The 13,002-nt window shown below is 71.5% G+C and carries 11 protein-coding genes; 3 read left to right on the top strand and 8 right to left on the bottom strand.

Features of this window, described 5'->3' with window-relative positions:
• Nucleotides 1–230: 230 nt before the first annotated feature.
• Nucleotides 231–551, top strand: a complete 321-nt coding sequence (locus JMF97_RS21935; RefSeq protein ID WP_307817044.1) for a hypothetical protein — start codon at nt 231–233, stop codon at nt 549–551.
• 38 nt (nt 552–589) lie between these two features.
• Here the strand turns inward: JMF97_RS21935 and JMF97_RS21930 are convergent, their stop codons facing one another.
• Genes JMF97_RS21930 through JMF97_RS21920 form a run of 3 tightly spaced genes read right to left on the bottom strand, consistent with a single transcriptional unit; the run spans nt 590 to nt 3,792 of the window.
• Nucleotides 590–1,849: an acetyl-CoA C-acetyltransferase gene (locus JMF97_RS21930; RefSeq protein WP_203223254.1), complete on the bottom strand. Its 1,260-nt coding sequence runs from the start codon at nt 1,847–1,849 to the stop codon at nt 590–592.
• A gap of 40 nt (nt 1,850–1,889) precedes the next feature.
• Entirely contained in the window at nt 1,890–2,690 is an 801-nt protein-coding gene (locus tag JMF97_RS21925; RefSeq protein WP_126711889.1) for an SGNH/GDSL hydrolase family protein, read from the bottom strand.
• A gap of 52 nt (nt 2,691–2,742) precedes the next feature.
• On the bottom strand, nt 2,743–3,792 hold the full coding sequence (locus tag JMF97_RS21920) for an SGNH/GDSL hydrolase family protein (protein ID WP_203223253.1): 1,050 nt from the start codon (nt 3,790–3,792) through the stop codon (nt 2,743–2,745).
• A gap of 140 nt (nt 3,793–3,932) precedes the next feature.
• Between JMF97_RS21920 and JMF97_RS21915 the strand changes: the two genes are divergently transcribed.
• Nucleotides 3,933–4,289 carry a YkvA family protein gene (locus JMF97_RS21915; RefSeq protein ID WP_013731647.1) on the top strand — a complete coding sequence of 119 codons (357 nt, stop codon included), beginning with the start codon at nt 3,933–3,935 and terminating at the stop codon, nt 4,287–4,289.
• An 85-nt stretch (nt 4,290–4,374) separates the two neighbouring features.
• Nucleotides 4,375–5,745 (top strand): cystathionine beta-synthase, encoded by a 1,371-nt coding sequence (locus JMF97_RS21910; protein WP_013731648.1) that lies wholly within the window; start codon nt 4,375–4,377, stop codon nt 5,743–5,745.
• A gap of 311 nt (nt 5,746–6,056) precedes the next feature.
• On the opposite strand, the gene JMF97_RS21905 is transcribed toward JMF97_RS21910, so the two are convergent.
• The 5 genes from JMF97_RS21905 to JMF97_RS21885 form a co-directional block, all read right to left on the bottom strand.
• Nucleotides 6,057–6,578, bottom strand: coding sequence for a GNAT family N-acetyltransferase (locus JMF97_RS21905; protein ID WP_203223252.1), 522 nt, complete (start codon nt 6,576–6,578; stop codon nt 6,057–6,059).
• A complete protein-coding gene (locus JMF97_RS21900) occupies nt 6,575–7,504 on the bottom strand; it encodes a ribonuclease Z (RefSeq protein ID WP_203223251.1) in 930 nt (309 codons plus the stop codon). Before JMF97_RS21900 ends, JMF97_RS21905 begins: the two co-directional genes overlap by 4 nt.
• Before the next feature lie 322 nt (nt 7,505–7,826).
• Complete coding sequence (locus tag JMF97_RS21895) at nt 7,827–9,020, bottom strand: osmoprotectant NAGGN system M42 family peptidase (protein WP_203223250.1); 1,194 nt, start codon at nt 9,018–9,020, stop codon at nt 7,827–7,829.
• On the bottom strand, nt 9,017–10,897 hold the full coding sequence (gene ngg, locus JMF97_RS21890) for an N-acetylglutaminylglutamine synthetase (protein WP_203223249.1): 1,881 nt from the start codon (nt 10,895–10,897) through the stop codon (nt 9,017–9,019). The genes JMF97_RS21895 and ngg overlap by 4 nt, the downstream gene beginning before the upstream one ends.
• Before the next feature lie 2 nt (nt 10,898–10,899).
• On the bottom strand, nt 10,900–12,684 hold the full coding sequence (locus tag JMF97_RS21885) for an N-acetylglutaminylglutamine amidotransferase (RefSeq protein WP_203223248.1): 1,785 nt from the start codon (nt 12,682–12,684) through the stop codon (nt 10,900–10,902).
• Between the last annotated feature and the right edge of the window lie 318 nt (nt 12,685–13,002).

Below are 13,002 nucleotides of genomic sequence, written 5' to 3'. Positions count from 1 at the left end.
CCCGCCAGGGAACGGGCGCCGTCGTCATCCCACCCCGCCCTCACCCGCCTAGGGACCGTCGCCGTCCCACCCCCTCTCCACCCCGCTGGCCGCCCTCACCCCGGCCACCGCTGCCGTCGATCATGCACTTTCGGTCCCGGCAAAAGGTTTGTAAGAGGCAATTCGGCGACCAAAAGTGCAAGATCGACGGAGTTGGAGGGTGGGGCGTGGGGGTGGGTAGGGTTTTGGGGGTGGGGGATGTGGAGTTGGAGCGGGGCGTGGAGTTGCTGGTGCGGCAGGTGGGGCACTGGCAGCAGGGGCGGTGGTCTGGTGTCGCCTCGGCCAGCGAATTGCCACGGGCCGATCTGGTGTATCGGCTGATTCAGGACATCGCTGATCTGGCGGCCGATGCGGAGGGGCAACCACGGCGGGTCGTCCCTCGGCTCGACAACGACCTGGCTCTGGCCGACCAGCTCCGGGTGGTCGCGGCCGATCTGCTCGCCGCCGGCCCGTCCGACGACGTCCTGGCCCGGGCCACGGCCGAGGTGGCCGCGACCCGAGCCGCGCTCTGACGGAACGCCGCCGAGCAGGCAGGTGAGCCGCGTACTGCTCAGCTGAGGCGTTCCAGCACCATGGCCATGCCCTGTCCGCCGCCGACGCACATGGTCTCCAGGCCGATGGTCTTGTCGTGCCACTGGAGGGCGTTGAGCAGGGTTCCGGTGATCCGCGCGCCGGTCATCCCGAACGGGTGGCCGACGGCGATCGCCCCGCCCATCACGTTCAGCTTCTCCTCGGGGATCCCGAGCTGACGGTACGACGGGATGACCTGGGCGGCGAACGCCTCGTTGATCTCGACGAGGTCGACGTCGTCGATGGTCATGCCGGCCCGTTGGAGGGCCTGCCGGCTCGCCTCGACCGGGCCGAGTCCCATGATCTCCGGGGATAGCGCGGTGACGCCGGTGGAGATGATCCGGGCCAGCGGGGTGACGCCCAGCTCCTGCGCCCGCTGCGCGCTCATGATGACCACGGCGGCGGCCCCGTCGTTGAGCGGGCAGCAGTTGCCGGCGGTGATCCGGCCGTCCGGCCGGAAGACCGGCTTGAGGGCGGAGACGGCCTCCAGGGTCACCCCGGCACGCGGGCCGTCGTCGGTGCTGACGACCGTGCCGTCCGGGGTGGTGACCGGGGTGATCTCGCGGGCCCAGAAGCCGTCCGCGATCGCCTTCTCGGCCAGGTTCTGGCTGCGTACGCCGAACTCGTCCATGTCCGCGCGGGAGATGTCGTACACCTGGGCCAGGTTTTCCGCGGTCTGCCCCATGGCGAGGTAGACGTCGGGGAGCGCGCCCTCGTCGCGCGGGTCGGTCCAGACCGGTGCGTCGCCCTCGGAGCGGGCCTTGGAGCGCTTACGCGCCTCGGCGAAGCGCGGGTTCTCCCAGCGGCCCACGAGGGCCTGCGCCTCCGGCGGCAGGCCGTCGGAGCTGCCCCGGGCGTACCGGGAGACGGCCTCGACCCCGGCGGAGATGAACACGTCGCCCTCGCCGGCCCGGATCGCGTGCATCGCCATCCGGGTGGTCTGCAGCGACGAGGCGCAGTAGCGGGTGAGGGTCGCGCCGGGCACCTGGTCCAGGCCCATCAGGATGGTGACCACACGGGCCATGTTGAAGCCCTGCTCGCCGCCGGGCAGACCGCATCCCAGGTAGAGGTCGTCGATCTCCTGCCGGTCGAGCTGGGGGACCTTGTCCAGGGCGGCCTGCACGATGGTGGCGGCGAGGTCGTCGGGGCGGAGGTCACGGAGGGAGCCCTTGTGTGCCCGACCGATGGGCGAGCGGGCGGTGGCGACGATCACGGCATCGCGTGGCGACTCAATCGGCATGACCCAACGTTAACGCGCCAGTAACTTGTGAGGGAAGCGGTCAGCGACGGGGAGAGACGGCCGCTGCGGCGGCCACCGCCGGCAGGAGCGCGTGCGCCCAGACGCGGTAGCCGTCGGCGGAGGGGTGGTAGCCGTCGTGGCAGAACGTGCCGGGGTCGGCCCGAAACACCTGGCCGGTCTCGGCGGCCAGATCGACCACCGTGCCGCCGGCGTCGAGGACCGCCTTGGTCTGGGCGCGGCCGACCTGACGACCGACCCAGCCGACGACCTGCCGCAGCGGTGGGGCGATGGCGCGTACCGCGCCGAGGTCCGGGCACGTGCCGACGACGACCTCGACGCCGGCCTGGCGGAGCCGGTGCACGGCCGCGCCGAGGTAGGCGGCGGCGTCGGCCGGGCGGCGCAGGGTGGTGGCGTCGTTCGCCCCGATCAGGATGACCGCCACGTCCGGTTGCTCGCCGAGCAGCGCCCGGGCCACCTGGGTCGCCAGGTCGGTGGAGCGTGACCCGGAGACACCGACGCTTGACAGCCGCACCTGACGCCCGGCCGGGCCCTCCGCGAGAAGCTCGGCCAACTGCCCGCCGATGGTGTCGCCGAGCCGGTCGACGCCGACCCCGAGGGCGGACGAATCACCGAGCAGCACCAGACGCAGCTGCGGGGCCCCGGTGCGGCCGACCGTGGCGCGCAAAGCCAGACCCAGCTCGGGCTGGGCGTAGCGGCGGCTGCGGGCCACCACGGCCTGCCCGGCGAGCACCGCCGCGCCGCCGATCGTGCCGGCGAGCAGGGAGGCCGCAGCCGTACGGGCCAGCCAGCCGGCGAGCCGGCCGCCGGGTGTGCTGTTCATCGTGCTGCCCCGGCCCGGGGAGCGCGGGTGAACGGGAGCATCGTCCGCTCGGTCATCTGAGTTCCTCCACTGCGGGTGAGTCGGCACCGGCCGGCTGTGACACCGCACCGACACCGAACAGCCCTCGGCGACGCAGTTGCGCCCAGCGGCCACCCGGACCGCTCTCGCTGCCACGGACCTGCGTGCCGCTGACCTCCGTCCCCGGATGCCTCGCCGCTTCGTGAGCGGCCTTCGGCAACGACCGTACGCCTTCGACGCGGGTTGGCGAAGGCCTGCGTTCCGCTCCGTGACCGAGTGCGGCGAGTGCGGTGGGCAGAATGGCGGCGGCGGCCACCGCGTACCCCTCAGCGGAGGGATGGAACCGGTCCCAGGCGAACATTCGCCCCGGCTCGGCGGTGAAACGTGGCCCCAGCAGGTCACCGAGGGAGACCGTCCAGCCACCGGCCGAGACCACGGCCACAGTCTGGGCGGCGGCCAGTTGGCGGCTCCACCGGCGGGCGAGCCAGCGCAGCGGTGGCTGGATGGGGCGGATCGTGCCCAGGTCGGGGCAGGTGCCGACGACCACCTCGGCACCGGCCGCGCGCAGTGCCCGGACCCCCTCGACGAGGTGTCGCACGGCCAGACCGAGGGGGGCACGGTTTGTCACGTCGTTGCCGCCGATCAGGATGACCGCGATGTCCGGGTCGCCCTCCAGAGCCGCCTCGACCTGGAACTTGAGGCCGGCGGAGATGGCACCGACCACCGCGAAGCAGCGCAGCCGCACCGGGCGTTGAAGCCGCCGGGACAACCCGGTGGCCAGCAGGGAGCCGGGCGTCTCCCGGCGGCGGTGCACGCCGTAGCCTGCGGCGGAGGAGTCGCCGAGGACGACCAGGTTGAGCGCCGGGCCGGGGAACTTGGCCCCGTAGACCCCGTCGCAGCGCGGTGGCGGCGCCTCGGCCATCGGGATGGTGCGGCGGGCCTGACGGGCCTGACCGAGCAGAATGCCGGTGGCGGCGGCCGCAGCCGCCGCGGTGGCGCCGGTGCCGAACGCGGCCAGTCGGGCCACCCGCCAGGCGCGCTGCAAACGCGGACGGTCCGGTACGACAGAACCAACGGCCCCCATAGGGCGACATTAGCGCGCCGGTACGACGTTCCGCGGTGCTCGCCAACTGCACCGGTTGGCCTGGAAACTGACAGCTCTGGGTATTTGATTGCAGGGTGTTGCGTCGGGTCGTCACGCTGCACGTGGAGAGGAGCAAGACGATGGCTAGGACGTTGAAGCGGGGTGCCGCCTTCGTGGCCCTGGGCAGGGCATTGACTGCAGGTGCGCGGGGCGGACCGTCGCTCGGCGCGCGGATCGGCGCGCTGCCCAGGATGATCGCCGCCACGGCCCGCGGCCGGTACGACGGGGGCCTTCGACTGGCCATGATGACGGCGGCGACGGCGTACATCGTCTCCCCGGTCGACGCGGTCCCGGAGTTGTTCCTGACGGTGTTCGGGTTGATCGACGACGCGGTGATGGTCACCTGGCTGGCCGGGGCCGTCCTCGCCGAGACCGAGCGGTTCCTGGAGTGGGAGGCCCGCACCAGCACCGTGGTCCCTGGCCACGTGGTGCCCTGATCGACGTACCCTTGGCGCGGGAATTTCACGCCAGACACCCCCGCCAGGCCTGCGGCGCCGGCGTCGAAGGAAAGGGCACACCGAGGTGCAGTACTACGACAACGTCGTCGAGTTGATCGGCAACACCCCGCTGGTGCGGCTGCGCAACGTGGCCGAGGGCATCCAGGCCACCGTGTTGGCGAAGGTGGAGTACCTCAACCCCGGCGGGTCGGTGAAGGACCGGATCGCGCTGCGCATGGTGGAGGACGCCGAGGCCGCGGGAATCCTCAAGCCCGGTGGCACCATCGTCGAACCGACCAGCGGCAACACCGGTGTCGGGCTGGCCCTGGTGGCCCAGCTCAAGGGCTACAAGTGCGTCTTCGTCTGCCCGGACAAGGTCAGCCAGGACAAGCAGGACGTGCTGCGGGCGTACGGCGCCGAGGTGGTGGTCTGCCCGACCGCCGTCGCGCCGGAGGACCCCCGCTCGTACTACAACGTCTCCGACCGGCTGGCCCGGGAGATCCCCGGTGCCTGGAAGCCCAACCAGTACGCCAACCCGGCGAACCCGCGTTCGCACTACGAGGTGACCGGCCCGGAGCTGTGGAAGCAGACCGAAGGGCGGATCACCCACTTCGTGGCCGGCGTCGGTACCGGCGGCACCATCTCCGGCATCGGCCGGTACCTCAAGGAGGCGTCCGGCGGGACGGTGAAGGTCATCGGCGCGGACCCGGAGGGCTCGGTCTACTCCGGCGGCACCGGTCGGCCGTACCTGGTCGAGGGGGTCGGCGAGGACTTCTGGCCGGAGACGTACGACCGCAGCGTGGCCGACGAGATCATCGAGGTCTCGGACAAGCAGTCCTTCGAGATGACCCGGCGGCTGGCCCGCGAGGAGGGGCTGCTGGTCGGCGGTTCCTGCGGGATGGCGGCGGTGGCCGCGCTGGAGGTGGCCCGTTCCGCCGGCCCGGACGACGTGGTCGTGGTGCTGCTGCCGGACGGCGGCCGGGGCTACCTCTCCAAGATCTTCAACGACACCTGGATGGCCCGGTACGGCTTCCTCGACAACTCCGGCTCAGAGCCGACGGTGGCCGAGGCGCTGGCCGGTAAGCCGGGTGGCCTGCCCGAGCTGGTGCACGTCCACCCGACCGAGACGGTCCGGGACGCGGTCGACTACATGCGTGAGTACGGCGTCTCGCAGCTGCCGGTGCTCAAGGCCGAGCCGCCGGTGGTGACCGGCGAGGTGGCCGGCTCGATCGCCGAGCGGGACCTGCTCGACGCCCTGTTCACCGGTCAGGCCCAGCTGCACGACACCATCGAGCGGCACATGGCACCGCCGCTGCCGATGGTCGGTGGTGGCCAGCCGGTCAGCGAGGCGGTCAACCTGCTGGAGAAGTCCGACGCCGCCCTGGTGTTGATCGACGGCAAGCCCAAGGGCGTCCTCACCCGCCAGGACCTGCTCGCCCACCTCGGCGCTCGCTGACTCGTATCCCAACCCTCACCGGCCGGTCCGCCACGTACGTGCGGGCCGGTCGGTGGCGTGCGGCCCGGTCGGTGGCGTGCGGCCGGCCGGTGAGCGGAAGCCTCCAGGCGCCCTTTGCTCTGCTTCAACCGACGCAACGGTAATCAGCGAGAACCGTTGCGCGGATTGAAGCAGAGCAAAGGGGGCGCGGAGGTGATGCTGCGCCACCCGGCCCCCGGCCACCCGGCCACCCGGCCACCCGGCCCCCGGCCACCCGGCCCCCGGCCGCCTGGCCGTCAGGAGGTCGGGGGAGGGCAGCGGCGGCTGCCAGGTCAGGGGGTGTGGGCCAGCGGGCGGGTGTAGCGCAGTTGCCGGACGCTCATGGTGCCGATCATGTCGTCGCGTTCCAGCCCGGTCCGTCGCCAGCCGCCGCGCTCGTAGAAGCGGCGGGCGGGCGCGTTGTCGCGCAGCACCCAGAGCACCGCGCGGCGCCAGCCGCGCCGCCCCATGGCGGCCAGCGCGTCGATCATCAAGGCCCGACCGACGCCGCGACCACGCTCGGCCGGCTCCAGGTGAATGGCGTTGAGTAGGCCGGTGTCCGGGTCGTCCTCGTCGTCCGGCCCCAGGTAGCTGAAGCCGACCAGGGTGCCGTCCCGCTCGGCCACGGTCATCCGGTGGTCGGCCTGCTCATAACTCCACCGGAGCGTCCAGTACTCGGCCATCGCCTCCGGTGTCGGGTCGGCCAGTGCCTCGGGCGGCAGGATCGACGAGTACGCGGCGACCCGCGAACGCTGGTGGAGCCGGCCCACCGCCGCGATGTCGTCAGCGGTCGCGGCACGCAGCGTGACAGTCACCCAGCCGAGGGTACCCGCCGGGGTGGGACCTGCACGGTGGTGAGGTCCTCGGCGATCACCAGGTCACCGTCGAAGTGGGCGCGGGCCTCGTCGGCGAAGCGGCGTGGGTCGGCGTACCGCTGGGAGAAGTGGGTGAGCACGAGACGGCGTACCCCGGACTCGGTGGCCACCCGGGCGGCCTGACCGGCGGTGAGGTGGCCGACCTCGGCCGCCAGGGCCGCCTCCGACTCCAGGAAGGTCGACTCGATCACCAGCAGGTCGGCGTGCTCGGCCAGCGCGTACACCCCGTCGCAGAGGCCGGTGTCCATCACGAAGGCGAACCGCTGCCCGGGTCGCGGCACGCTCACCTCGTCGCGGGTGACGCGATGCCCGTCGAGGTCGAGGTGGCCGACGCGCTGCAGCTCACCGACCGCCGGCCCCTCGATGCCGTACGCGGCCAGCCGCTCCGGCAGCATCCGGCAGCCGTCCGGTTCCACCAGCCGATAGCCGTACGTGTCGATCGGGTGCCGCAGCCGGCGGGCCTCCAGGGTGCCGCAGCGCAACGCGATGCGCTGCCCGTCCGCCTCGATCGGCGTCACCGCCAGCTCGGCGGTCTCGTAGAAGGAACTGGCGTGCCGCAGTCGGGCGAAGTACTCGGCGCCCTCGGCCGGGAAGTGCACCGCCACCGGGCGGGAGACCCGGTCCAGGGAGAGCCGCTGGATGGTGCCGGGCAGGCCGAGGCAGTGATCGCCGTGGAAGTGGGTGATGCAGACCCGGGTCAGGTCGGTGGCGGTGACCGTGGTGTGCAGCAGTTGCCGCTGGCTGCCCTCACCCGGGTCGAAGAGGATCACCTCGTCGTCCCAGCGCAGTACGTACCCGTTGTGGCTGCGGGCGCGGGTCGGGGCCTGGCTGGCCGTACCGAGCACCACCAGCTCACGCATCGACACGGCGGCCTCCCGTGGAATGAAGCGACCCCCGGGGCTTCCGCGCTAGGCGGGCCGACTGGACTGGGTCGGCACCCCGGGGGTCGGGTGGCTTGTCGTGGTTTCGCCGCACCGCTGCCACACGGTCTCGACGACTTCTTACTGCCCGCCTGGGATCAGACGGTCACTGTCGAGGACAGCGGCTAGCGGACAGCCACCTCACGAGTCCGATTGCTATACAAGTCTGGACCACCTCCTTTCCCGTGTACCGTCACGCTAGCCAGCCCGGAAGCCGGCGGCAACGGATTTCGATCACAACCGCCCCGGGAATGCCGGGGCCGGCGGGTCACGAGGCGGGGACGATGCCGATGGGACCCTCGCGGGGGCCGTCCTCGCTGGCCGGCTGCACCGACAGGGACGGGAAGTTCGCCAGGTCACCCTCGGGCTCGGCGTCCCACTCCGGGAAGACCAGGTCGCTCTGCAGGTAGAGGCAGAGCAGTTGGGCCAGCTGCCGCAGCCCTTCCAGGTGGGTACGTTCGTGGCCGTGGGTGGCGTCGACGCCGAAACCGAGCAGCGCCACCCGGGCGTGCGCGCCGGCCTCCACCGCCGCCGCCACGTCCGAGCGGTAGTAGTCGAAGACGTCGCGGACCAGATCCACGCCGTGCTCCCGGGCGATGGCGGCCAGATTGCGGGTGAGGTGGTAGTCGAACGGGCCCACCCCGTCGCCCATGGCCAGGGTGGCGGCGTCCTCCCGGGACTGCTGGCCCGGGGCGACCACCGCGGCGTCCACCGAGACGATTTCCGCGACGTCCGGGTCGAGGCCGTGCGAGGCGCCGTGGCCGATCTCCTCGGTCACGGTGATCAGCAGGTGCGCGGTGACGGCCGGCTGCACCCCCGCGTCGACCATCGCCTTGATCGCGGTGAGCACCGCGGCCACCCCGGCCTTGTCGTCCAGGTGGCGGGACTTGACGTACCCGCTGGGCGTGACGGTCGGGTTGGGCAGGAACGCCACGAAGTCGCCCGCGTCGATGCCGAGCGCCCGCAGACCGTCGATGTCCTCCACCGGCTCGTCGACGCGTACCTCGACCTGCTCCCAGCCGATGCCCTGCTCGTCGACCGCCTCGTTGTAGCGGTGGCCGCTGGCCTTGAGCGGCAGCACCTGACCGGTGATCACCCGTTCCAGGTCGTCGGTGAAGATCCGTACGTGTGCCCCCTCGGCGAACCGGGCGCTGTGCGTGCCGATCGCCTTGAGTTCGAGCCGGCCGTTCTCCTTGAGCCGCTTGACCATCCCGCCGATGGTGTCGGTGTGCACCACGATCGCCCGGTCCGCCCCGGTCTCCCGAGGGCCGGGCAGGCAGGCGCTCAGCGCCCCCCGGCGGGTCAACGTCGACGGGATGCCGAGCGCGGACAACCGCTCGCCGACGTACTGCTGCACGTGGTCGGTACGCCCGGAAGGGCTGGGAATGTCCAGCAGTTCGATCAGTACCTGGCGCAGGTAGTCCAGGTCGAGCGGCAGCGGGATGGTCTTGCGTACGGTCATGCCCCAGATGGTGCCGCACCCGCCGGGGTCCAGAGCCGTTGCGGTGCCCGCGTCCCGGGAAAGAGGAGATCCACGAACCGTTCCGCGGTGGGCTGCGGCTCATGGTTGGCCAACCCGGGCCGTTCGTTGGCCTCGATGAAGACGTGCTCGGGCTGATCCGGTGCCGGTACCAGCAGGTCCAGACCGGTGACCGGGATGTCCAGGGCCCGGCTGGCGGCCACGCACGCCTCGGCGATCACCGGATGCAGCTCGCCGGTGATGTCGTGGATGGTGCCCCCGGTGTGCAGGTTCGCGGTGCGCCGTACGGCCAGCACCTGCCCCTCGGGCAGGACGTCGTGCAGCGCGTACCCGGCCTCGGCGACCACGTCACGGGTCATGTCGTCCAGCGGGATGCGGGACTCGCCACCGGTGGCAGCGGCCCGACGACGGCTCTGCCGCTCGATCAGCTCGGCGATGTCGTGCACCCCGTCACCGGTGACCGACGCGGGACGGCGGACCGCGGCGGCCACCACCTCGTGATCGATCATGACCACCCGCAGGTCCTCGCCGGCGCACAACTCCTCCAGCAGCACCTCCGGGCAGTACCGTGCGGCCAGCTCGACCGCGGCGGCCAGCGCCTCGGGCGTCCTGACCCCGACGGTGATGCCATTGCCCTGCTCGCCACGGGCCGGCTTGACGACCAGCTCGCCCACCTCGGCCAGGAACTCGGCGTCGGCGGCGTCCCCGGTGGCGGTGCGTCCGCGCGGCACGGACAGCCCGGCCTCGGCCAGGATCCGGCGGGTGACCCGCTTGTCGTCGCAGCGGCTCATCGCCACCGCCGAGGTCAGCTCGGACAGCGACTCGCGGGTGAGGATCGTCCGGCCGCCGGTGGACAGCCGCAGCTCACCCCACTGCGGGTCGGTCACCTCCACCCGGATGCCGCGCCGCATCGCCTCGTCGGCGACGATCTTCGCGTACGGGTTGAGCTGGTCGTACCCCTCGGGCATGGCGGGCAGGAACAGTCGTTCGTTGATCGGGTTCTTGCGCTTCACGCAGAGCGTCGCGGTGCGGTAGAAGCCGAGCCGCTCGTAGAGCCGGATCGCGCCGACGTTCTCGGCGAGCACCGACAGGTCGACGTACGCCCGACCCCGGGCGACCAGCCGGGCGGCCAGCTCGGTGATCAGCGCCTGGCCGGTGCCCGGCGGCGCCTGGTTGAAGTCGACGGTCAGGCACCAGAGGCTGGCGCCGTTGTCCGGGTCGTCGAAGACCGCGACGTGGTCGATGCCGGTGATGGTGCCGACGATCTCGCCGGTCGTCACCTCCGCCACCAGATGCAGGAAGCGGTCGGTGGCGGCGTTGTCCACAAGCACCTCGACCGGTGCGGTGACCATGCCGTTGGACGCGTAGATCCGGTTGACCGCGTCCGCGTCGGCGGCGTCGCGCAGCCGACGGATGCGCACCCCGGGCAGCTCCGGCGGGCCGCCGGTGAGCGCCGGGGTGCCGGCGCTGCCGGTCTGCTCGCCGGTGCCGGTGTCGGCCCGGGGGCCGTACAGCGGCAGCCGATAGGTCAGCGACGGGTCGATGAACAACTCGTCGGGCAGGCGGGACACCAGCACGTGCGGGTCCCGCAGGTAGATGCAGATGTCGCGGGCACCGGCCGCCTCGGAGCGCAGGATGTCGGCGACCGCAGCCTGGTCGTGGAAGGTCTGGCCGAAGACCAGCCGCCCCCAGCCGCAGTCGAGCACGACACCTGCGTCTTCGCGCGGGCGTTCGGCGTCCTCGCCGGGGTCGGCGCTGCCGCCTGCGGCGATCGGATCACCGCCCGGTCCGACCCGCTCGTACCGCCGTCCGCGGCCCCGGTCGGTCCGAGCTGTCCCGGTGGCCAGGGTGTCGGTCACGGTCAGTCGATTCCGTGGCTCTGGAGCCACATTTCCAGGAGTCCGAGTTGCCACAGTTTGTTTCCGTTCAACGGGGTCAGTTCGGCGTTGGGTGCGTCGAGCAGGGCGTTGACGTAATCGGGGCGGAACAGGTCGCGGCGACGGGCCTCGGGCGCGTACAGCGCGTCCCGTACCCGGTCGAGGAGCTTGCCCTCCAGGTGGGTGAGGCCCGGCACCGGGAAGTAACCCTTCGGCCGGTCGATCACCTCGTGCGGCAGCACCCGACGGCCGATCTCCTTGAGGACGCCCTTGCCGCCCTGGGCGAGCTTCAGCTCGGGCGGGCAGGCGGCGGCCAGTTCCACGAACTCGTGATCCAGGAAAGGCACCCGGGCCTCCAGCCCGTGCGCCATGGTCATGTTGTCGACCCGCTTGACCGGGTCGTCGGTCAGCATGATCTGGGTGTCGATACGCAGGCCGGCGTCGACGGCGGTCTGCGCGCCGGGGGCGGCCAGGTGCGCGGCGACGAACTCCCGCGCCGGGTCCCCCTCGGCCAGCCAGTCCGGGTTGAGCACCTGGGCCAGCCCGGCCGCGTCCCGGTCGAAGAACGCCCGGGCGTACGTGTCGAGGGCCTGCTCGCGGTCGATCCGGTGCAGCGGCGGATACCAGTGGTAGCCGCCGAGGATCTCGTCGGCGCCCTGGCCGGACTGCACCACCTTGACGTGCCGGGACACCTCCTGACTGAGCAGGTAGAACGCCACGCAGTCGTGGCTGACCATGGGCTCGCTCATGGCCGCGACGGCGGCCTCCAGCGGCGGCACCAGATCCCGGGCGGCGACCCGGATCTGGTGATGGTCGGTGTCGAAGGTCTTGGCGACCACATCGGAGTAGCGGAACTCGTCGCCCTCCCGGCCACCGACGGCGTCGAAGCCGATGGAGAAGGTGGACAGTCCCCGCTGTCCCTCACCGGCCAGCAGCGCGACCACCAGGCTGGAGTCCAGGCCACCGGAGAGCAGTACGCCGACCGGCACGTCGGCCACCATCCGTCGGCGTACGGCGGTGGTCAGGGATTCGAGCAGGGCGTCCTGCCAGTCCTTCTCCGACCAGTCGGCGTGCTCGTCGCGGCGCAGGAACGGCGGGTTCCAGTAGATCCGTTCGTGGCTGCGGCCGTCGGGCTCGTAGACCCGGACGGTGGCCGGTGGCAGCTTGCTGACGCCGCGCAGGATGGTGCGCGGCGGCGGCACGATGCTGTGGAAGCTCAGATAGTGCGCCAGCGCGACCGGGTCGATCGTGGTGTCCACGCCGCTGCCGGCCAACAGGGCGGGCAGGGTGCTGGCGAAGCGCAGCACACCCGCTGATTCGGCGAGGTAGAGCGGCTTGATGCCGAGCCGGTCCCGGGCCAGCACCAGGCGACCGCTGTCCCGCTCGCTGATCGCCACGGCGAACATGCCGATCAGATGGTCGACGAAGTCGAGCCCCCACTCGGCGTACGCCTTGACCACGACCTCGCTGTCCCCGGTCGAGAAGAACCGGTGGCCCTTGGCCGACAGTTCGGCGCGCAGCTCACGGTAGTTGTAGATGCAGCCGTTGAAGACGGCCGACAGCCCGGTGGCCGAATCCACGATGGGCTGACCGCTGGCCGCCGAAAGGTCGATGATCTTCAGGCGTCGGTGACCGAGCGCGACCGGGCCGTTCGACCACACTCCGCTGCCGTCAGGCCCGCGGTCGCACATCGTGGCGGCCATCCGTTCCACCGCGACGACATCTGCGCGCGTCGCGTCCGTTCGGAATTCTCCAGCCAGTCCGCACATGTCAGAACATGCTGCCAGAGGATGTTGCAGTCTGCCTGTTGAGACAATGACAGTCATGTAACAGACTTGCTAGAATCCGCGCCCCGCGTAACCTGCGCGCGCCCAACTTGGTGACCTCGGGCGTTCGGCTGTCGCATCGTGCCCGGATGCCCGAGTTCGGCTGCCCCTCCGCGCTGTGACGTATGCCCTAATAGTGCTTTGTTAGGTCGTTGTGGCGTGTCGCTTGTATGAGCGTCGTGCTGGTGTTTGGGTGCGTGCGTGGATGAGCGGGAAATCGCTCGGGTGCGGGCGCAGTTGGAGGACTTCGCGGCAGGGGTG

The organism is Micromonospora fiedleri, assembly GCF_016774385.1.
Lineage (GTDB): Bacteria > Actinomycetota > Actinomycetes > Mycobacteriales > Micromonosporaceae > Micromonospora > Micromonospora gifhornensis.
Note: the sequence above shows the minus strand (reverse complement) of the source record. Positions and strands in the feature narration are given on the sequence as shown.

Bases quoted from the DNA above. Each gene is read 5' to 3' on its own strand.
- JMF97_RS21930 (WP_203223254.1), bottom strand. From the start codon at position 1,849: ATGCCGATTGAGTCGCCACGCGATGCCGTGATCGTCGCCACCGCCCGC.
- JMF97_RS21925 (WP_126711889.1), bottom strand. From the start codon at position 2,690: ATGAACAGCACACCCGGCGGCCGGCTCGCCGGCTGGCTGGCCCGTACG.
- JMF97_RS21920 (WP_203223253.1), bottom strand. From the start codon at position 3,792: ATGGGGGCCGTTGGTTCTGTCGTACCGGACCGTCCGCGTTTGCAGCGC.
- JMF97_RS21915 (WP_013731647.1), top strand. From the start codon at position 3,933: ATGGCTAGGACGTTGAAGCGGGGTGCCGCCTTCGTGGCCCTGGGCAGG.
- JMF97_RS21895 (WP_203223250.1), bottom strand. From the start codon at position 9,020: ATGACCGTACGCAAGACCATCCCGCTGCCGCTCGACCTGGACTACCTG.
- JMF97_RS21885 (WP_203223248.1), bottom strand. From the start codon at position 12,684: ATGTGCGGACTGGCTGGAGAATTCCGAACGGACGCGACGCGCGCAGAT.